At 63.6% G+C, this 18343-nt stretch carries 19 protein-coding genes; 13 read left to right on the forward strand and 6 right to left on the reverse strand.

From position 1 onward, the window contains the following. The first annotated feature begins 36 nt into the window (after positions 1-36). The 3 genes from HMUK_RS01250 to HMUK_RS01260 all read left to right on the forward strand — a co-directional run bounded on the left by HMUK_RS01250 (position 37) and on the right by HMUK_RS01260 (position 2482). Positions 37-423 carry a hypothetical protein gene (locus HMUK_RS01250; RefSeq protein WP_012807800.1) on the forward strand — a complete coding sequence of 129 codons (387 nt, stop codon included), beginning with the start codon at positions 37-39 and terminating at the stop codon, positions 421-423. A gap of 77 nt (positions 424-500) precedes the next feature. Further along, positions 501-776: a DUF7562 family protein gene (locus tag HMUK_RS01255; RefSeq protein ID WP_012807801.1), complete on the forward strand. Its 276-nt coding sequence runs from the start codon at positions 501-503 to the stop codon at positions 774-776. 392 nt (positions 777-1168) lie between these two features. Beyond that, positions 1169-2482 (forward strand): RNB domain-containing ribonuclease, encoded by a 1314-nt coding sequence (locus tag HMUK_RS01260; RefSeq protein ID WP_012807802.1) that lies wholly within the window; start codon positions 1169-1171, stop codon positions 2480-2482. Between the two features lie 217 nt (positions 2483-2699). Here the strand turns inward: HMUK_RS01260 and HMUK_RS01265 are convergent, their stop codons facing one another. Beyond that, on the reverse strand, positions 2700-3065 hold the full coding sequence (locus HMUK_RS01265) for a winged helix-turn-helix transcriptional regulator (RefSeq protein ID WP_012807803.1): 366 nt from the start codon (positions 3063-3065) through the stop codon (positions 2700-2702). A 232-nt stretch (positions 3066-3297) separates the two neighbouring features. Between HMUK_RS01265 and HMUK_RS01270 the strand changes: the two genes are divergently transcribed. Both HMUK_RS01270 and HMUK_RS01275 read left to right on the forward strand, forming a co-directional pair. Further along, positions 3298-3522 (forward strand): hypothetical protein, encoded by a 225-nt coding sequence (locus HMUK_RS01270; protein ID WP_012807804.1) that lies wholly within the window; start codon positions 3298-3300, stop codon positions 3520-3522. Between the two features lie 343 nt (positions 3523-3865). After that, positions 3866-4831, forward strand: a complete 966-nt coding sequence (locus HMUK_RS01275; RefSeq protein WP_012807806.1) for a phytoene/squalene synthase family protein — start codon at positions 3866-3868, stop codon at positions 4829-4831. A gap of 126 nt (positions 4832-4957) precedes the next feature. Here the strand turns inward: HMUK_RS01275 and HMUK_RS01280 are convergent, their stop codons facing one another. Further along, positions 4958-5548, reverse strand: a complete 591-nt coding sequence (locus HMUK_RS01280) for a 50S ribosomal protein L15e (protein ID WP_012807807.1) — start codon at positions 5546-5548, stop codon at positions 4958-4960. 226 nt (positions 5549-5774) lie between these two features. Between HMUK_RS01280 and HMUK_RS01285 the strand changes: the two genes are divergently transcribed. Then, positions 5775-6665, forward strand: a complete 891-nt coding sequence (locus HMUK_RS01285; RefSeq protein ID WP_012807808.1) for a cobalamin-binding protein — start codon at positions 5775-5777, stop codon at positions 6663-6665. Here HMUK_RS01285 and ubaA read toward each other — a convergent pair. The 3 genes from ubaA to HMUK_RS01300 form a co-directional block, all read right to left on the reverse strand. Continuing rightward, positions 6655-7476, reverse strand: coding sequence for an SAMP-activating enzyme E1 (gene ubaA / locus HMUK_RS01290; RefSeq protein ID WP_012807809.1), 822 nt, complete (start codon positions 7474-7476; stop codon positions 6655-6657). The genes HMUK_RS01285 and ubaA overlap by 11 nt on opposite strands. A 36-nt stretch (positions 7477-7512) precedes the next feature. After that, positions 7513-8502, reverse strand: a complete 990-nt coding sequence (locus tag HMUK_RS01295) for a methyl-accepting chemotaxis protein (RefSeq protein WP_012807810.1) — start codon at positions 8500-8502, stop codon at positions 7513-7515. A gap of 197 nt (positions 8503-8699) precedes the next feature. After that, positions 8700-10229: a carboxypeptidase M32 gene (locus tag HMUK_RS01300; protein ID WP_012807811.1), complete on the reverse strand. Its 1530-nt coding sequence runs from the start codon at positions 10227-10229 to the stop codon at positions 8700-8702. A gap of 78 nt (positions 10230-10307) precedes the next feature. Here HMUK_RS01300 and HMUK_RS01305 point away from each other — a divergent pair, with 78 nt between their 5' ends. From HMUK_RS01305 to HMUK_RS01315, 5 genes are all read left to right on the forward strand, one after another. Beyond that, positions 10308-10694: a RidA family protein gene (locus tag HMUK_RS01305; protein WP_012807812.1), complete on the forward strand. Its 387-nt coding sequence runs from the start codon at positions 10308-10310 to the stop codon at positions 10692-10694. Positions 10695-11097: 403 nt separating this feature from the next. Further along, positions 11098-12213 (forward strand): hypothetical protein, encoded by a 1116-nt coding sequence (locus HMUK_RS16940; RefSeq protein ID WP_012807813.1) that lies wholly within the window; start codon positions 11098-11100, stop codon positions 12211-12213. Positions 12214-12272: 59 nt separating this feature from the next. Beyond that, entirely contained in the window at positions 12273-12635 is a 363-nt protein-coding gene (locus HMUK_RS16945) for a hypothetical protein (protein WP_126967044.1), read from the forward strand. 545 nt (positions 12636-13180) lie between these two features. Continuing rightward, positions 13181-14962: a PAS domain S-box protein gene (locus tag HMUK_RS01310; RefSeq protein ID WP_012807815.1), complete on the forward strand. Its 1782-nt coding sequence runs from the start codon at positions 13181-13183 to the stop codon at positions 14960-14962. Between the two features lie 49 nt (positions 14963-15011). Next, entirely contained in the window at positions 15012-15773 is a 762-nt protein-coding gene (locus HMUK_RS01315) for a hypothetical protein (protein WP_012807816.1), read from the forward strand. Between the two features lie 31 nt (positions 15774-15804). Here the strand turns inward: HMUK_RS01315 and HMUK_RS01320 are convergent, their stop codons facing one another. Beyond that, positions 15805-16926, reverse strand: coding sequence for a M20 family metallopeptidase (locus HMUK_RS01320; RefSeq protein WP_012807817.1), 1122 nt, complete (start codon positions 16924-16926; stop codon positions 15805-15807). 92 nt (positions 16927-17018) lie between these two features. Between HMUK_RS01320 and HMUK_RS01325 the strand changes: the two genes are divergently transcribed. Continuing rightward, positions 17019-18023, forward strand: a complete 1005-nt coding sequence (locus HMUK_RS01325; RefSeq protein ID WP_012807818.1) for a DUF368 domain-containing protein — start codon at positions 17019-17021, stop codon at positions 18021-18023. Between the two features lie 133 nt (positions 18024-18156). Then, on the forward strand, positions 18157-18291 hold the full coding sequence (locus HMUK_RS17990) for a hypothetical protein (RefSeq protein ID WP_262983435.1): 135 nt from the start codon (positions 18157-18159) through the stop codon (positions 18289-18291). Positions 18292-18343 lie beyond the last annotated feature (52 nt).

Here is an 18343-nt window from a genome sequence, read left to right on the forward strand (position 1 = left end):
GTTGCCCTTTTACTGGTCGACTCCCGAAGGCTACACATGGCAGGCTACCAGCCAGGCGTCTGTAACATCGGTCGCGACGAACGACGCAAGCGACGCGTCGCCGGGATCGCCGGCTTCCTCGGCGCGGCGGCCTACGTCGCGGCGGTGCTGTGGTTCGGACTGCCGGACCGCTACGTGCTCGGCAGCTTCGCCTTCCTCTTTGGCGGCTTCGTCGGCGTCTTCCAGGACTACTTTCGCTTCTGCGTCGCCTTCGGAGCCCTGGCACGGTACGACCTCTCCGGGTCGAGCGACGACGCCGGCAGCGTCACCGACGCCGACGCCGTCGCCCGCGACCGGAAACGCGCGGCCCAGCTCCTCACCTACGCCGCCGTCTCGGCGGCCGTCCTGACGGCGCTCGCCTACGCCGCCGTCACCGCCCTGTAGCGACGACCGAACGCCTCAACAGAGAGCCTCGTCTGCGGGGCAGATACTATAAGTGGGATGGCGTGCAACCCTCGTGTATGCTCGGTTCCCGGAGTTCCCGGGACGTCGTCACCTGCATCGCCTGCGGGGAGTCGGTCTCCCGGTCCGACGCGCGCGAGTACGACAAACACGGCGACCGCTGGGACCGCACGGACAAGGAGTTCGAGTACCTGTGCAAGCCCTGTCACAGCGACCTGACCCACCAGCCACGGCCCGGGCTGGAAGACCTCCTCGAAACGGTCGAAGCAGACGCCGACGATCGGGACTCGTTCCTCCGGCGGTACGTCGAACTGGCCGAAGAGAAGCGGCGATAACGGCAGTCGTCCTTTCGAGCGCGCCTCGCTGTTCGCGGATTACCGCTCTGCACTGCACAGTCCCGCTGCTCGCGGTTCACGTCGTTCACCGCTCGCTTTTCCGAGGGTTGCAGTCAACGGTGTGAATCGTGACCCTCGCTGCTCGCGTGTCGCTCACTCCGTTCGCTCCCGCTCGCAATAACGAGGGCCGTCGCTCGCTCTCTCACGGCTCCAGACCGTCGCCGTTCGAGCTTTCCGAGACCCCCCCGCTGCGCTCGGGCTCTCGCTTCGCTCGCGACGCGCCTCGCGGGTCCCTAACGCTCCCCGCTCGACTTTTCCGAGACCCCTCACCCCGCTCGGGCTCTCGACACTCCCTCACAACGCCTATCTGTCCACTCCCCGTATCCGATGTCATGAGTAACGAGGACGCGCAGGCCGAGGCCGGCACGCCGGAGGGGCAAGGCCCCGTCGAGATCGACGAGGAGATGGCCCGCCACATGGCCAACAAGCGCGAGGAGCTGTTCGAGAAGTTCGAGATCCGCGACGCGTTTCCGCCCGAGGTGATGGAGGAGGCCGAAGCGCGAACCACTGACGTGCAGGCCGAGATCGCCGACGAGGTCGACGAGCGCGAGGACCTGCGAGAGATGACGACGTGGACCACGGACCCGATCGACGCGCAGGACTTCGACGACGCCATCTCCGTCGAGGAACGGGACGACGAGTACGTCCTGTGGGTCCACATCGCCGACGTGACCCACTACGTCAACCCCGACACCGCGATGTGGGAAGAGGCCGTCGAGCGGGGCAACACCGTCTACCTGCCCGGCTACACCATCCACATGCTGCCACCGATGCTGGCCGAGACTGTCTGTTCGCTCGTCCCCAACGAGGATCGGCTGGCCCACACCGTCGAGATGCACCTCGACAAGGACGATCTGGGCTACGAGGAGATCGACATCTACAAGTCGGTGATCCGCAGCGACGCCCGGCTCACCTACACCGAGGCCGAGCGCCTGCTCGACGAGCCCGAGACGGCCGAGGAGCTACTCGAAGACCAGCGCGTCGACCTGGCCGAAAAGACCGAACTCATCTGGAACCTCGCGGACGCGATGCACGAGCAACGCAAGGAAGAGGGGTCGCTCGTGCTCAACCCGGCCCGTGACCGCGCCCACACGATCATCGAGGAGTGCATGCTCAAGGCCAACAAAGCCGTCACGCACGAACTCATGTGGGATCGCGGCGTCGAGGCGATGTACCGCGTCCACCCCCAGCCCAGCCCCGAAGAGTGGGACGAGGCCCTCGTCGAGATCCAGGAACTCGACGGCGTCTCGATCCCCGGCGACGCCTGGGACGACCCACGGAAGGCCGTCAACGCGACGCTGGAGCAGGCACCGGGCCGACAGCTGGACAAGATTCAGTGGGCCGTCATGAAGGTGATGCCCCGCGCGAAGTACATGAACGACCCCTTCGGCGGCCACCACGCCCTGAACTTCGAGATCTACGGGCACTTCACCTCGCCGATCCGACGGCTCTCGGACCTGATCAACCACTGGATCGTCTACACGAACGACGTGCCAGAGGACCTGATCGCGCTGTGTGATCGCGCCAGCGACAAGCAGAAGGCAGCCGAGACCTGCGAGCGCGAGTACAAGCAGTTCCTCGAAGAGATCGGTCTCGATCCGTCTGCGGTGAACAATCGCGGGCTGGAAGTAGTGGACGAGGACTGATCGACCCAGCGAGCAATCCGTTGTGCGAGTCGTCGATCAGTGCGACTGAGGACTGATCGACCCAGCGAGCAATCCGTTGTGCGAGTCGTCGATCAGTGCGACTGAGGACTGATCGACCCAGCGAGCAATCCGTTGTGCGAGTCGTCGATCAGTGCGACTGAGGACTGATCGACCCAGCGTGTGCGAGTCGTCGATCAGTGCGATCGCGGACGACGGCTCACTCCGCAGACTCGTCGGTGCGGTCGAGGTATCGCGTGCCCCACTCGTCCATCGCAGTAACGACCTGCTCCAGTTCTTCGCCCCACTCCGTCAGCGAGTACTCCACCCGGACCGGCTTGTCGTCGATGACGGTTCGGTGGACGATATCGCGTTCCTGTAGGTCGTCGAGGCTCTCGGAGAGGACCTTGTCCGAGATGCCGTCCACGCTCTCTTTCAGGTCGTTGAAACCGAGCGGTCCGTCGCGCAGCAACTCGACGACGATACGTGGGTGCCACTTTTTCCCCACGATCGCCGCCGCCGCAGTCAGTGGGCCCATATCGTGTCCCCCGTTGCCCACCGAGTACTCGTCCCCCGTTCTGTCCATGCAGTGTACGGCGGGCCCCCGCCAAATAAATACTGCAGTTCTCGGAGAGTATTTTTCGCGGTTAGAGAGGTGGAACTTCCGTCGGTGGGTGAACGCGAGTCAAATAATATCGGAATTATACGAGAGGTATTCGAGAGTGTGTCGAGTGACCACGTGGTGTGTTCGGAGCGGTTTATCGGCGTAGGATTTTAGTGAGAATCGCGCGTAGAGACACACGAGGAGGTGAATCGTGATGACTGCCAGTACGAAACGGAACGTTCCTCGGAACGGTAATCGAACTGCGCTGTCGCGATACGACCTCGTGCTGGCCGTCATTCCGACGGCCTTCGTCGTTGCGCTGCTGTCGAACGTCCTCTTTGGTATCCCGCTGCGAACGGTGTTGCCGGCCAGTTCGCTGGTCGGCGTCCTCGCACTCGCCGACACGCTGTACGTCAATCCGCCGATCGACGGGAGGTGATACTACCGGCTGTAAATCTGTCACGGATTTCGCCACCTCGGGGTGGCGAATATCTGAACGAAGTGACAGCCGGCAGTATGAAACCGACGGGCGAGTTACCACTGTCTGGCGCGTCGGGATCGCTCAGTGATCGGTACGTCGACGAGGGGGAGACAGACCGCAAGCGAGCACGGACGGAGAACGGTCTCGCCAACCTGGTTGGGCACACGTTTTATCAGTCCGGTTACCGTATATAACAATCACGTGACCATCTCACTCTCGTCGGTCGACCGTTTCAATCCCGACGAGGCAACCGGGTTCGACGACTGGCACCGCTTGCAGATCCAGACAAAATGCACTTCCAATGGTAGACACTGACGATATCAAGGCGAGTAAATCGATTCAACAGCGCACTGGCCGGACCTTCCACCTGGCGACCCGCGTCCTCCCCAAGCGGATCCGCCACGCCACGTACGTCCTCTATGCGTTCTTCCGGGTAGCCGACGACGTGGTCGACCAGCCCGACGGCCCGGGGCCGGCGGTCCAGCACGAGCGCCTCGAAGAGATCCGAGAGGCCGCCCTCGGTCACGCCTCGGCGACGGGCGACGACGCGGCGGTACTGGAAGCGTTCGCGGAGTTGCGCGAGCGTCACGACATCCCCGACGAGGAGGTCAACGTCTTCATCGACGCGATGGAGATGGACATCGCCCGGGCCCGCTACGAGACGTTCGACGACCTCGTGGAGTACATGCGCGGGTCGGCCGTCGCCGTCGGCAACATGATGATGGACGTGATGGACGTCGAACAGCCGGAGACGGCACGGCCACACGCCGCGGCGCTGGCCGAGGCGTTCCAGCTGACGAACTTCCTCCGGGACGTGCGCGAGGACATCCACGAGTACGGTCGAGTTTACCTGCCCCAGGCGACGCTTGCGGAACACGGCGTCACCGAGGACGACCTCGCCGAGGCGACCGTCACCGACGACTTCCGGGCGGTGATGCAGACGGAGCTGGCCCGGACAGAACGACGGTACCACGAGGGTGTCGCCGGAATCAGATACCTCCCCGAGGACAGCCAGTTCGCCGTCCTCCTGTCGGCGGTACTGTACGCCGAACACCACCGACTCATCAGAGCACGGGGCTACGACGTGCTCACCGAGACGCCCGAGCTCACCCGCCGTCGGCGGCTCTGGCTGCTGGCCCGGACCTGGTGGCACTGGCGTCGCCACCACGATCCCGAGGCCGCGTTCTACGCGGTCAGTGCGATCTCCGAGCCGTCGCCCGCCGCGGAGACGCCGGTCGGCGTCCGAGATTCGAGCCAGCCGGCCTGACGCCCGACAATCTACAGCGCCGGTCCGGAGGTTCGACTGCCTCGTTTTACCGGACGCCAGCACGTGAGCGGCCGCTCCTCGTCGGTGGGTTCGGTCGGCGAAAAGAGAGCGGAAAACGAGCGAGCGTTACTTCCCGCGGCCGCGGTTGCTACGGAGGCTCGGGCGGATGTGTTCGGCACCCTTGCCGCGCGTGTCCAGTCCGCGGTTGCGCTTGCCGGCACCGGTCAGGCCGCGTAGCGCGCGGTCGGTGTGGTCGTCGTCTGCGATCCAGCCCAGGTCGTCGTCGTTCTGGATCGCGGGGTGTTCGGGGTCGACGAGGATGATCTCGTGCCACTTCTGGCGGCCGTCTTCTCCGACCCAGTAGCTGTTGAGCACGCGGAGGTTCGGGTACGTGCGGGTGGCCCGTTCCTCGGCGACGCGCTGGATGTCCTTGCGGCGCGTGATGCGGGTGACGCCCTGGCGCTTCGAGCGTCGACCGGCCTTGAATCGCTCCTTGCGAGCCCCGCCCTTGCGGACGGACGTTCGCACGACGACGACGCCTTGCTTTGCCTTGTAGCCCTGCGAGCGGGCCTTGTCGAGGCGGGTCGGGCGTTCGATGCGCTCGATAGCGCCCTCTTCGCGCCAGTCCTGCTGTCGCTGCCACTGGAGTTCGGCGAGCTTGCCGTCGTCCGGGTTCTGCCACGCTTCTCGAATGTAGGAGTACGAACTTCGTGCCATGTGTGTATCACCACGGGCGTTGCGTGGTTCAACGCCGGAATCGTCCGGAGTCACATCCCGACCTGTACGACCCGTCGATCGGTCCATGCAGGTGCCCGCTGGTGCCCGTCGTCCAGCGAGTTACTCACTGCTTCCCGGCTTGCGCCCTTAAGCCATTCGAAGCTGATCGAGACGGGCTCTGCGTGACCACCAACACGCTGATTGCCGGCCGGTCGCAACGGGTGGTATGCGCGTCGTCACGCTGCTGCCGTCGGCGACCGAGATCGTCTACGCGCTCGGCGTCGAGCCGGTCGGCGTCTCCCACGAGTGCGACTATCCCCCGGCGGCCAGCGAGCAGCCGTCGGTGAACCGCTCGCGGGTCGATCCGACGGCCGCGAGCGGCGAGATCAACGAGCAGGTCGCCGCCGCCGAGGAGGAAGGCGTCTACGCCATCGAACGAGAGACCCTGGCGTCGCTCGATCCCGACCTGATCGTCACGCAGGGCGTCTGTGACGTGTGCGCCGTCGACCACGTCGTCGTCGAAGACGCGGTCGCGGAACTCGGTCTCGACGCGGAGGTGCTGACGCTCGACGTACACTCCCTCGACGACCTCTTCGAGTCGATCCAGCGCATCGGAGACGTACTCGGCCGTGGCGAGCGGGCGAGCGAGCTGGTCGGCGACTTGCGCTCGCGGGTGGCCGAGGTCGAGACGACGGCCGGGCGAGCCGAGTCGACGCCGAGCGTCGCCGTCCTCGACTGGACGGAGCCGGTCATGGTCGCCGGCCACTGGGTGCCCGAGATGGTCGCCAGCGCCGGTGGCGAGTACGGGCTGGAGTCGGCAGGCGCACACTCCCGACCGCGCGAGTGGGACGAGATCAGGGCGTACGATCCGGAGCGACTGATCGTCTCGCCCTGCGGGTTCGACCTGGCACAGATCCGCGAAAATCTCACGGACCTGACCGAGCGGCCGGGGTGGGCAGAGCTGTCGGCAGTCCGGAACGGGCACGTCACGCTCGTCGACGGCCACCACTACGTCAACCGGTCGGGACCGCGCCTCGTCGACACGCTGGAGTTCCTCGGCTGGGCGATCCACCCAGATCCGTTCGATCGACCGCCGAGAGACGCCGTCAGTCGCTGACAGACTCCGAGAGCGAGCAGCGGCCGTCGTACTCGGCCTCGGTCACCGACGACAGCGCCGGATCGGAGCCACAGACCGGGCAGTCCGGGTTCGGCGCGATCGGCACCTCGTCGACGCTCATCTCGCTCGCGTCGTACACGAGCAACCGTCCGTCGAGACTCTCGCCCTCGTCGAGGAACCACTTGACGACCTCCGTCGCCTGGAAACAGCCGATCGTCCCCGGCAGCACGCCCAGCACGCCGGCAGTCGCACAGTCCGGCACCGCCCCCTCTGGCGGTGCCGACGGGAACAGGCAGCGATAGCAGGGACCCTCGCCCGAGAACGTCGTCACCTGTCCCTCGAAGCGATAGATCGCGCCGTGGGAGACCGGCGTTCCGGCCAGCGTACAGGCGTCGTTGACCAGGTACCGGGTCCCGAAGTTGTCGGAGGCGTCGACGACGAGGTCGTAGTCGGCGATCACCTCCTCGGCGTTGTCCCGCGTGAGTCGCGTCTCGTAGGCGTCGACGGTCACGTCGGGGTTGCGATCGGCGACGAACTCGCTGGCGCTGTCGACCTTCGGTCGGCCCACGTCGTCGTCGGTGTGAAGCACCTGCCGCTGGAGGTTCGACCGTTCGACCACGTCGTCGTCGACGATGCCCAGCCGTCCGATACCCGCGGCCGCGAGGTACTGCAGCACCGGCGAGCCCAGGCCACCGGCACCGACGACGAGGACGCTGGCGTCCAGCAGTGCCGCCTGGCCGGACGGCCCGACATCGTCCATGATGACGTGGCGCGAGTACCGGTCGAGTTGTTCGGGATCGAGATCGACCATGGCGAACGTGGACCGCCGAGAACAATAAGGCGTGCGCTACCGCTGGGCCTGCCAGTCGGCGACGAGTTCGTCGACGGCGCGGTTGATGTCTGCGATCTGTTCGGTCTGGTCGTCGGCTTCCCCGGCGATGGCGGCGGTCGACTCGGCGATCTCCTCTGCGGCGGCCGTCGCCTGATCGACCATGCTCGCGACTTCCTCAGTAGAGGCGGCCTGCTGGTCGGTCGCGCTCGCGACCTCCGCGATCCCGTCGTTGACCTCCCGGACCGCGTCGCCGATCTCGTCCAAGATCTCGACGGACTCCTCGACGGACTCGATACCCTCGTCGATCTCGGCGTTGGAGGTCTCGAGGCTGTCGACTGCGTTTTCGGTGTTGCCCTGGATGCGACCGACCATCTGCTCGATCTCGCTGGCCTCGGACTGGGCCTGTTCGGCGAGCGACTTGACTTCGTCGGCGACGACCGCGAAGCCTTCGCCGGCTTCACCGGCACGCGCGGCCTCGATGGAGGCGTTGAGCGCCAGCATGTTCGTCTGGTCGGCGATGTCGTTGATCACCTCGACGATCTCGTCGATCTCAGCGACGCTTCGCTGGATCGTTCGGACGTCTTCGGTCACGCTGTCGGCGGCCCCCTGAATCCGCTCCATCGCGCCGTACACGTCCTGTGCGTTCTCCTGGCCCCGATCGGCCAGCGCCGTCGCCTCCTCGGTCGCCGTCGAGACCTGTTCTGAGGAAGACGCGATCTCCTCGACGGCCGCGCTGAGGTTCGACACCTCTTCGGCGATCTGGCTCATCCCCTCGTGCTGTTCGGCGGCCCGGCCGCGGATGTCGTCGACCTCTTGGGCGATATCCTCGGACGACGCCTGCAGTTCGGCGATCGAGGTCTGGATCTCGCTGGCGGCGTCGTTGTCGTAGCCCGCCTGCCGATCCACCCGCTGCTCGATCTGATCGTCGATGTCCGTGTCGAGGTCCTCGTCGAGATCACTGGCTGTCGAGAGGTCCGGCTCCGCCCGGGGCTCGGTGTCTGACATTGGTAACCGTTTATCCAAATCCACTTAAAAATGGTGTGCCCAACAGAATCAAAAGCGATACTGAAGGGAGCAGATGTCGGCCACACCGCCGAAACGAGCGTCTTACCGGTGGCCGTTGCGGTCAGTGTTATAGTAGCCATTGAAAGTCAATGCACACCCGATCGCACGACAGCAGTGCGATCGGTGTGTGAATCGTTTCAATTGTTACTATAGCAGTCGTACAGGTCACGGTACTTCGACTCGGCGTATTCGAGGAAGTAGTCGGCGGTGAAGGGCTCGCCGGTCGCTTCCTCGATGAGGTCGTCGGTCTCGTAGCGTGCGCCGTGGCTGTGGACGTTGTCCGTGAGCCACTCGTGGAGGTCGTCGAACTCGCCGTCGCGGAGCTGTCCGTCCAGATCGCCGATGTCGTCTTCGGCGGCGGCGAACAGTTGTGCGGCGAGCACCGACCCCAGGGAGTACGTCGGGAAGTAGCCGAAGGAGCCGTGGCTCCAGTGGATGTCCTGTAGGCACCCCTCGGCGTCGGTCTCGGGCCGGACTCCGAGGTACTCCTCCATCTTGTCGTTCCAGACCTGCGGTACCTCGCTCACGTCGAGGTCGCCGTGGATCAGGTCCCGCTCGATCTCGAAGCGCAGGACGATGTGCATGTGGTAGGTCAGTTCGTCGGCCTCGACGCGGATGCAGTTGTCCGGGTGGACCGTGTTGGCCGCCTCGTAGTACTCTCGGGGCGTGGCCGACGTGGCGAGGTGGTCCTCGACAGTCGGGGCAAAGCCCTCCCAGAACGGCCGGGAACGCCCGACGTGGTTCTCCCAGAGTCGGGACTGGGACTCGTGGACCGAGAGGTCTCGAGACTCGCCCAGCGGCGTCCCGTAGTGTTCGTCGGGGAGCCCGAGCGTGTACGTCGCGTGGCCGAACTCGTGGATGGTCGAACTGAGCGCACCCAGCGGATCCTCGGGATCGAACCGCGTGGTCACGCGGGCGTCGAACTGCGTCCCGGTCGAGAAGGGATGTGGCGCAGTGTCGAGTCGCCCGCGGTCCCAGTCGTAGCCCAGGTAGTCAAGCGCCGACCGAACGAGGTCCTCCTGTGACGCCTCGTCGTAGCTGCCACCGGCGAAGGGGTCGGCCAGCGTCACGTCGCTGTCTTTGATGTCGTCGATCAGCGGGACGAGCGTGTCGCGGAGGTCTTCGAGTGCCGCTTCGGCGGTGTCGAGCCCGAGGTACGGTTCGTACTCCTCGAACAGGACCGCGTAGGGGTCTCGGTCGGGATCGATCGCCTCGGCGTACTCGCGCTTGAGCTGGACCAGCTCTTCGAGCGTGTCGGCGTAGATCTCGAAGTCGTCCTCGGCCTTGGCTTCCTTCCAGACCGGCAGCGCGTTCGAGGTGGCCTCCGAGATGCGCTGGACGAGGTCGCTGGGCACCTTCGCGGCGCGGTCGTGCTGGCGGCGAATCTCGCGGACGACCGCTTCCCGCTCGGGATCGAGGTCCGATCCCTCCAGTTCGTCCAGCCACTCGGCCACGTCGTCGTCGGTCAGGAGGTCGTGCGAGAGCGTCGACAGCGCCGCCGACTGCTTCGAGCGGGCGGGTGTCCCCTCGTCGGGCATCATCACTTCCTGATCCCACTGGAGGACACCGGCGGCGTCGCCGACGTAGGTCAGCTGCTCGACGTGAGCGCGGAACTGCTCGTAGGTGTCGGGCGTCTCTGCGTCGTCAGCGTCGGCTTCCGTTGCCATGCAACTGTGTTACAACGGCCGTCGTATAATCCCCGCGACGAGGGAAAGATTCACAGCCTCTCTGGTCGGGCCGTCGGTATGGAACGCGAGACCGTCGATAGCGGCACTGAGTGGGAAGCCGAAGTGGGCTACTCTCGCGCCGTTCGCGTCGGCGACCGAATCGAGGTGTCGGGGACGACCGCCACCGACGAGGCGGGCGGGGTCGTCGGCGTCGGCGATCCGTACGCACAGGCAGCGAAGGCGATCGAGAACATCGAGACGGCGCTGGAGACCGCCGGAGCGGGGCTCGAAGACGTGGTCAGGACGCGCATGTTCGTCACGGAGATCGAGAACTACGAGGCCGTCGGTCGTGCCCACCGCGAGGCGTTCGGCGACGTGCGGCCGGCGACGAGCATGTACGAGATCGAGCGCCTCGTCGATCCGGACCTGCTCGTCGAGGTCGAAGCGGTCGCGATCAGCGAGTGAACGCGCCGGCCACGTGACGACGACCCGAGCGAAGCGAGCCCCCTCGACGGCGGTGTCGGTCCCCCAGTTTCACGACCGATAACGAGGGAGGGAGTCGTGGGAAATATCGATTCTGTGTATGGTTTTTGAGTGATGCCTGCTGATACATTTGATGACGCCAGCAGGATCAATGAGATCTGCTGAGCAAGTTCATTGGGGCGAATTACCGCTTGGCTGTCTACAGTTCTATCCCAGCCGTAAGTCTACTGAGGAACGTTCGAAAGCAGAAGCGAAATACCGCGCAGAACGGATTGATATCTGCCCATTTGAGCCCCATCGTCTTCCAACATCTATTTCTAGTAGATTAAAATATTTCCAACTATTCGATACATGTATATGTGTCCACTATTTATGATCATTTGTAATGGCAGATAGTAATAGTGTGAATGAGGTTGACATAGATAAGCGTGAACTATTAAAGGCCATTGGATCAGTGGGTGCAACCGGTGGATTCCTATCATCCACCGCATCAGCAGGACAAATCGAAGAAGAAGAGGTTGATCTGGATGAGTTTGCAACAAAACCAATATATGAGTTAGCTATTGACGTGATTGAGCATCCTAAACACTCAATGCTGGCTTTCACCACGTCAGTGATTGATGAAAGCCTTGGACTTTACATCGCCACGGGTGTGTCTAAGCCAAAGAATTCCTATCTCCCTCGAGAGGGTACCCCACCAGGTCGGCGTGCCACGGAGGTAATCAAAGTAGCGGAAGCCAAGACTGGCGCTATAATGCAACTCGAATGGCACAGCAAGACCGAAATTAGCTACTGGGAAGCTGGTGAGATAATTGCCACTGATGTTTCAGATATAACCAATAAATTAGATACCGGAAATAATGGGCGGCGGTCACACAGGAACAATTCCAAAGGCCCATCGGTGGAAATCCAGTCCCAGCCTTCGGATCGAAAAAAGAGAGTTGTGAGTAAGCAGACTGCTCCAGACTCTCTCCAAGGTATTATCGAAACACAATCCGAAACACCATCTACTGAAATAACTACGCAACAGTTTGATCCATCCCGCTGTAACATTCCAAAGCTACCACAGGTCGGTATTGAAGAGTGTCAGGATGCTGGTGCATTCGGTGAGTTTTGTGCAAAAACTACCTCAATAGGCTGCATGAGAAAGCAATGCTCATGGGGCAAGACACCACCGCTACTTTCAGTCCCTGTGACGATTGCTGAAGGAAATGTTGGTGATGGAAAGGTTTATATTGACATGTGGGCTGGATTGGAGATCACAGATTCAGGAAAATATTGCGTTTGGCTAGGCAGTGAAGCTGCTGGCGTTTGCGTGACGGATTGCTACCGAGACCGTCCTGATACGGCTGAAGCAACTAAGCTTGCAGAAGATTTCGTTCCTGAAATAGATCTTTTTGGGGCCGCCAAATTTGTCGGTGAAGTGATTGTCACTCTGATAGCACTAATTATACTTGCTATCGTTGCAGCGGCGGCAGGGATAACCGGTGTAGGTGCATAGAGAACAAAGACAATATTATTGATCGCAGATCAAACAACCATATATCACATTCCAGAATAATGAGAAAGCTCCTGCTGCTCGCTTTTGCGCATATTGTAATTATAGCAACGATTTGGTTCCCGGAAAATTTTCTAAGTGATGTATTTCAAACTTGGCTGGTGATCGTGGGCTTCACTATTTGCCCAGTTTTAATTTCGGCTATTCTGTGGAATCTGGGTCGAACTGAATGGAAATTCGCCCGTTCAAAAATTCACCCCCCCATCGTTTTACTTGTACTTACTGCTATGATTAATGGAGTTTCTCTTCTAATTACCGTGTCTCGGATAATTGAATTGGTGATTCTTCTCGCTATTCTTCTTTCACTTCTTGCTGAAGCACGAGGTCTTTTTTATGCTTATAAGCAACTGTCGAGGAGGGGTTGATTACGATTAGGGACATTCGACTTCCACTCAGCATGGTCCTGGCCCTCGCCTTCGTCATGCTCGCCCCAGTCGTTCTCACCGCCACAGTCTACGGGATTGCGCTGGCTGCTCTGGGGGAACCACTCCTCGCCGGAGCTGTCGCACTCGTCTGTCGTGCCATGCTCCTCATACTGCCGGCTGTACCTTCGTGAAGATCTTCGCCACCCCGGGGTGGCGAAATCGCTCACAGATTTACAGCCGGTAGTATCAGTACGGAACTCCTGTTCGGCGAGCACTTCTTCGAACGAATTTCGGACGACTCAGACCGAAGAAGAGACGACGAACAGCTGGCACAGGTCATCCAGCACTTCTCTCAGCAACGGGGTATCGCTCCGCCGACGTTGCTCGTCGAGGTCGAAGCCGTCGCGATCAGCGAGTGAACGCGCCAGCCACGTGACGACGACCCGAGCGAAGCGAGCCCCCTCGACGGCGGTGTCGGTCCCCCAGTTTCACGACCGATAACGAAGGGGGCAGTACTATAACTGTTCATCTGATTGGTACTAGGCATGGCACCGCGTCACACAGGCACCTCGCAACTGCTCCACGTCGGCGAGCGCGAGACGTTGCTTCGGGAGGCGAGCGGCGCAGTCGACGCCGGAGGAGGCGACGTGGCGGTGACGACCGTCGACAGTATCGAGGCGGCCGACGAGCGGATCGACCGCGGGAACGTCGACTGCGTCGTCTACGAACACGGTGCCAGCGGAGAGGAACCGGAGTCGCTCCGGAAACTGGCCGATCGAGCGAGCGCGACTCCCTGGCTGTTCCTGACGAGCGACGAGACGGCCGTCGACGACGCCTTGCGGGCCGGTGCGAGCGACGTGGTCGTCCTGCGTGAAAACACCGACCGACGGCTGCTGTCTCGGCGACTGGAACATATCCTCGCCAGACAGCGCCTCGGCGAGAGCGAAACTGGAGCAACGTCGACGATGACCGAAGCGCTGCGATCAGACCGAGCCGCGACGGATCTGCTGCTCGATACGCTCGACGACGTGTTCTACCTCGTCGGCACCGACGGGACGCTCGAACGGTGGAACGAGAGTCTCAAGACCGTCACCGGCTACTCGGACGCGGAGCTGGCGGAGATGAACGCGATCGCTCTCTTCGAGGAGTCGGACCGAAGGCGGGTCGACGAGGCCGTCGCCGAGACGCTCGAAACCGGATCGTCGAGCGTCGAGGCGTCGTTCGTGACCACGGACGGAGAGACGATCCCCTACGAGTTCACCGGTGCGAGACTCGCCGACGACGGCGACGTGCGCGGGCTCGTCGGAATCGGACGCGACATCTCGGAGCGCAAGGCCCTCGAAGCGGAACTCCGACGGAAAGCGAGCCTGCTGGACCACATCTTCAACCAGGTGCCGACCGCGCTGTACGTCAAGGACACCGAGGCCCGTCACGTCCGGATGAGCGAGTTCCACTCCGACGCCGAGGGAACCCTTGGGAAGACGGACCCGGAGATCTACGGAGAGACGGAGTACACCGAGTCGACGTACGCCGACGACATGCGGGTCATCGAGGAGGGCGATCGGATCATCAACCAGGAGGAGTTCAATCCCAGAACCGGCGAGTGGTCGCTCACGTCGAAGGTCCCCTGGCGAACGGAGGACGGCGAGATCCAGGGGCTGATCGGCGTCACCCGCCTCATCACGGAGAAAAAGGAGTACGAACAGAAGCTGAACCTCCGGAACCGGGCGATAGCGGAGGCACCGATCGGAATCACGATCCACGACGCGATGGAACCACCGGGCCGAATCGTCTACGCGAACGACAGCTTCCAGTCGCTGACGGGCTACGACGAGCCGGCGCTCGACGGGGAGGACCTCACGATACTGGCCGGTGCGGAGACGGAGCCCGGCCAGCTCGATCGACTCGACACCGCGTTCCACGACAGCGAGTCGAGGTCGCTCGTCGCACTCCTCTACCGGCGGGACGGAACGCCGTTCTGGGGCCGGATCACCGTCGCTCCAGTGACCGACGACGACGAGGTGACGCACTTCGTCGGGTTCCTCCAGGACGTGACGGAGACCAAAGAGCGGGCAGAAGAGATCGAGCGACGACTCGACGAGTTCGGCGAACTCATCGCAGAGGAGCTACGGACACCGTTAGAGCGTGCCGAGCAGTCCGTCGCGGCGATCGCCGACCCCAGTCAGCAGGCTGCCGTCGAGAACGCAGTCGAGTCGATTCGGCGGGCCGACAAGCTCGTCGACGACCTGGCGGCGGTCCACTCGTTCTCGGTCAAGTCACGCGACGTGTTCGAGACGGCGTCGACGAGCCAGAGCGAGGACCGATGAGACGGTGCGCTCGCCCGAAGACAGCCAGTGACACCTGAGAGAACCACCGATGAACTTCCCGGCAGACAGCGTCGTCGTCTTCGAGGAAAACAGGACGCGCGGAGAGCTGTACTCGCTGTGGCTCGACGAGTACGACGTGGACGTGGCCGCGACCAAACAGGAGGCCGATGCGGAACTGGACGGGGCCGTCGTCGTCGCCGTGCTGAACCAGGGGTTCGCGGACGGTGCCGCCTCGAAGCTGCTGGAGATCGTCCGGTCGCGCGCACCGCTCTGTCGCGTCGTCGCGACACGGGAGCGGTCGGATCCGTTCCCCGACCTCAACGTGGACCACCAGCTCGTCAAGCCGGTGTTCGAAGAAGAGCTGGTCGATCTCGTCGAGACGCTGCTCTGCCGGGCGAACTACCACCTCGCACTGAGCCGGTACTACCAGACGAACGTCGATCTCTCCTCGTTCGAGGTCCACGACGGCGACCACCCGCCCGACAGAACGGAGTACGACGAACTCCAGCAGCGGGCCTCCAAGCTACAGAAGTTCATCGCCAGCCTGACCAAGGAGATGGAACAGGAGGACATCCGCGCAGTCAAGCGCGACATCCTCCTGGAGCGCGACATCGAGGAGACACACAGCACGGAGAAAATCGACAGCAAGTACCGGCCCAGGAAGTGTACGAACTGCGGTCAGCGGTGGGACGGCAACGCCGACGGAGAGCCCGGCGTCACACAGCTCGGTGCATACGTCTGGCGGTGTGGGGGCTGTGGCCACGTCCAGATGGCGGCAGATCCCAGCCACCAGCACGTCAACCGCTGGTAGCCGGCGACACGCGAGAGACGAACGAGAGCCGTTACCGCGCGACCTCACTCGCTACGTCGCGGTAGATCGCCACACAGCGCTCTAGCACGTCGATCGAGACGGACTCGTCTGCGGTGTGGGCCTCGCCGGGCTGGGCCGGCCCGACGACGACGCAGTCGGTCCCAGCGCCCGCGAGGTTACCGGCGTCGGTCGCGTGGGGCTTGACGACGTGTTCGGGCGCGCCGTCCTGTGTGGCGGTGGCCGCGTCCAGCACGAGATCGGCGAAAGCCTCGTCCTCGCAGGCCATCGGCGGGAGGTCCTGATCGACGGTCCACTCGACGCCGTCGATCGCCTCGACGCGTTCGATTGACGCGCGCTCGCCGGGCACCGTCCGTTCGTCGACGGTCACCGCACACGATTCGGGGATGACGTTCCACGCGCTCCCGCCGTCGATCTCCGTGACTGCGACGCTCCCGCGGACCTCGTGGCCCATGACCGTCGTCGACGGGAACGAGAGGTCCCGCACCACGTCGACCGCGTCGCTGGCCCGATAGATGGCGTTCTCGCCGCTCTCGACCTCGCTGGCGTGGGCGGCCGTTCCCGTGGCTTCGATCGTACTGCCACGGCGGCCCTTGTGGGCGACGGCAACGTCCGTGACGCCCTCGGCGGAGTAGCCCGTCGAGCCCTCGCCGACGACGGCGTAGTCGGGCGCGAACCCGTCGTCGATCGCGGCCGTCGAGCCCAGACAGCCAGATTCTTCGGCGACGAACGAGACGAAGACGAGTTCGCAGTCGAGGTCGGTCGCGTCCCGGAAGGACAGCATCGCGGCGGCGACCGCTCCCTTCATGTCGGCGGCCCCGCGACCGTAGAGGCGGCCATCGCGTTGCTCGACGCGGTAGGCACCGTCGTCGTCGACCTGCGACTCGTCCGGCGGCACCACGTCGTGATGGCCCGCCAGCGCGAGCGACGCCCCGCCCGCGCCGTCGCGGGCCACCGAGTCACCCGCGGAATCGACGCCCGGACCCTTGCGCGCGAAGACGTTGCCGTGCTCGTCCCGGAAGACGGCGCTATCGGTGTGCTCTCGGAGCCACTCCTCGATGTAGTCGCCCGCGGCGGCCTCGTCCTCGTGGCTCGGGATCGAGACCAGCTCGCGGGTCAGGTCGGCGACGTGCATACCCGTACAGAGAGTGCCAGCCACAAAAGGCTACACCGCCCCGCCTGGGGACTCCACAAGAGCCATTGTGTGCGTGGTCGAACAGGTGGCCAATGACGACCTCGTCGAGCGAGGCGACGGACTCGGATTTCAGTTCGGTGCCGTCGCTGCGTCGCTGGCTCAAGACGTTCGTGATCGGTCTGTGTATGGGCTCTGCCGACGCGACGCCGGGCATCTCCGGTGGCACTGTCGCACTGATTATGGGCATCTACGAGCGTCTGATCGCCGCGATTACGGCGATCACCCCGGAGCGAGCGAGGCGGTTTCTCCGCGCGCTCACACCGGTCGACGGCGGCGTCTCGCTTCGCCGGGCCGTCGCCGTCCTCGAAGAGGTCGACGTGTGGTTCCTGCTGGCGCTGGTCGGCGGCGTGGGCACCGCCGTCGTGATCGTCGCCCGGATCGTCCACGTCGCCAGCGAGGAGACGCCAGTCCTGCTGTACGGCGCGCTGTTCGGCCTGATCGGCGCGTCCGCGGTGATCCTGCTGCGAGCGCTCAGCATCGAGACCGCGACCCACGCGGTCGCCGCCGCGTCGGGGTTCGTCCTCGCGTTCGTCCTGTCCGGTCCCGCCTCTCCGCTGGGGACCGAGGGACTGCTGGTCGTCTTTCTGGGCGGTGCCGTCTCGGTGAGCGCGATGATCCTGCCCGGCATCTCCGGCTCGCTCTTGCTGGTCGTGCTCGGGCAGTACGAGCGGTTGTCCGGCGCGTTGACGACGTTCGTCGACGGCCTGCTGGCCGTCCTCACCGGGCGACCGGCGGCGGGACTGGTCGACGCCGGGACGGTCGTCGTCACGTTCATCCTCGGCGGGCTGGTGGGCCTGTTCACGATCTCGCGACTGATCCGGCGGGCACTGGACAGGAACCGGGGTGCGACGCTGGCCTTCCTCGTCGCGCTGGTCGTGGGCGCGTTGCGAGCGCCGATCACCGAGCTGTCGACCCGAGAGGCAGTCACCTGGACGACGGAGACGATCGCCGTCTTCGCCGCCGTCGCAGCCGCCGGCGCAGTGGTCGTCCTCGTGCTGGACTGGTACGCCGTCGATCTCGACTTCGAGGCGGTCTGAGCGCCCGACAACCCCACATCACCAACCTGAATTCGGTATTATAGAACGATCCCACAGAGAGATCACCACTTACCACGAAGATCTTCCGATTATGAGAACAATAATTAAGAGTGTGGGAGAGAATGAGACGTTCATGGCGGATCGTTTCAGCTACCGGGAGATTCGCGCGATAGAACGCGAGTACTGCCGCCAGAACGACAACATCGTCGGTTTCTTCGGCGGTGCCGACGAGAGGAGCCCCGAGCGATCCTCGAACGGGGACGACTAGGCCCTCGTACGAGCCGTCGATGTGTACCGAGACATCGCCACGGCCGCCCGTA

It is taken from the genome of Halomicrobium mukohataei DSM 12286, from assembly GCF_000023965.1.
Lineage (GTDB): Archaea > Halobacteriota > Halobacteria > Halobacteriales > Haloarculaceae > Halomicrobium > Halomicrobium mukohataei.

Excerpts from the sequence above, each read along its gene's own strand:
- HMUK_RS01310 (WP_012807815.1), top strand. The coding sequence starts at position 13,181 with ATGGCACCGCGTCACACAGGCACCTCGCAACTGCTCCACGTCGGCGAG.
- HMUK_RS01320 (WP_012807817.1), bottom strand. The coding sequence starts at position 16,926 with ATGCACGTCGCCGACCTGACCCGCGAGCTGGTCTCGATCCCGAGCCAC.
- HMUK_RS01270 (WP_012807804.1), top strand. The coding sequence starts at position 3,298 with ATGACTGCCAGTACGAAACGGAACGTTCCTCGGAACGGTAATCGAACT.
- HMUK_RS01250 (WP_012807800.1), top strand. The coding sequence starts at position 37 with ATGGCAGGCTACCAGCCAGGCGTCTGTAACATCGGTCGCGACGAACGA.
- HMUK_RS01305 (WP_012807812.1), top strand. The coding sequence starts at position 10,308 with ATGGAACGCGAGACCGTCGATAGCGGCACTGAGTGGGAAGCCGAAGTG.
- ubaA (WP_012807809.1), bottom strand. The coding sequence starts at position 7,476 with ATGGTCGATCTCGATCCCGAACAACTCGACCGGTACTCGCGCCACGTC.
- HMUK_RS01285 (WP_012807808.1), top strand. The coding sequence starts at position 5,775 with ATGCGCGTCGTCACGCTGCTGCCGTCGGCGACCGAGATCGTCTACGCG.
- HMUK_RS01325 (WP_012807818.1), top strand. The coding sequence starts at position 17,019 with ATGACGACCTCGTCGAGCGAGGCGACGGACTCGGATTTCAGTTCGGTG.
- HMUK_RS17990 (WP_262983435.1), top strand. The coding sequence starts at position 18,157 with ATGGCGGATCGTTTCAGCTACCGGGAGATTCGCGCGATAGAACGCGAG.
- HMUK_RS01265 (WP_012807803.1), bottom strand. The coding sequence starts at position 3,065 with ATGGACAGAACGGGGGACGAGTACTCGGTGGGCAACGGGGGACACGAT.
- HMUK_RS01300 (WP_012807811.1), bottom strand. The coding sequence starts at position 10,229 with ATGGCAACGGAAGCCGACGCTGACGACGCAGAGACGCCCGACACCTAC.
- HMUK_RS16940 (WP_012807813.1), top strand. The coding sequence starts at position 11,098 with ATGGCAGATAGTAATAGTGTGAATGAGGTTGACATAGATAAGCGTGAA.
- HMUK_RS01280 (WP_012807807.1), bottom strand. The coding sequence starts at position 5,548 with ATGGCACGAAGTTCGTACTCCTACATTCGAGAAGCGTGGCAGAACCCG.
- HMUK_RS01315 (WP_012807816.1), top strand. The coding sequence starts at position 15,012 with ATGAACTTCCCGGCAGACAGCGTCGTCGTCTTCGAGGAAAACAGGACG.
- HMUK_RS16945 (WP_126967044.1), top strand. The coding sequence starts at position 12,273 with ATGAGAAAGCTCCTGCTGCTCGCTTTTGCGCATATTGTAATTATAGCA.
- HMUK_RS01260 (WP_012807802.1), top strand. The coding sequence starts at position 1,169 with ATGAGTAACGAGGACGCGCAGGCCGAGGCCGGCACGCCGGAGGGGCAA.
- HMUK_RS01295 (WP_012807810.1), bottom strand. The coding sequence starts at position 8,502 with ATGTCAGACACCGAGCCCCGGGCGGAGCCGGACCTCTCGACAGCCAGT.
- HMUK_RS01255 (WP_012807801.1), top strand. The coding sequence starts at position 501 with ATGCTCGGTTCCCGGAGTTCCCGGGACGTCGTCACCTGCATCGCCTGC.
- HMUK_RS01275 (WP_012807806.1), top strand. The coding sequence starts at position 3,866 with ATGGTAGACACTGACGATATCAAGGCGAGTAAATCGATTCAACAGCGC.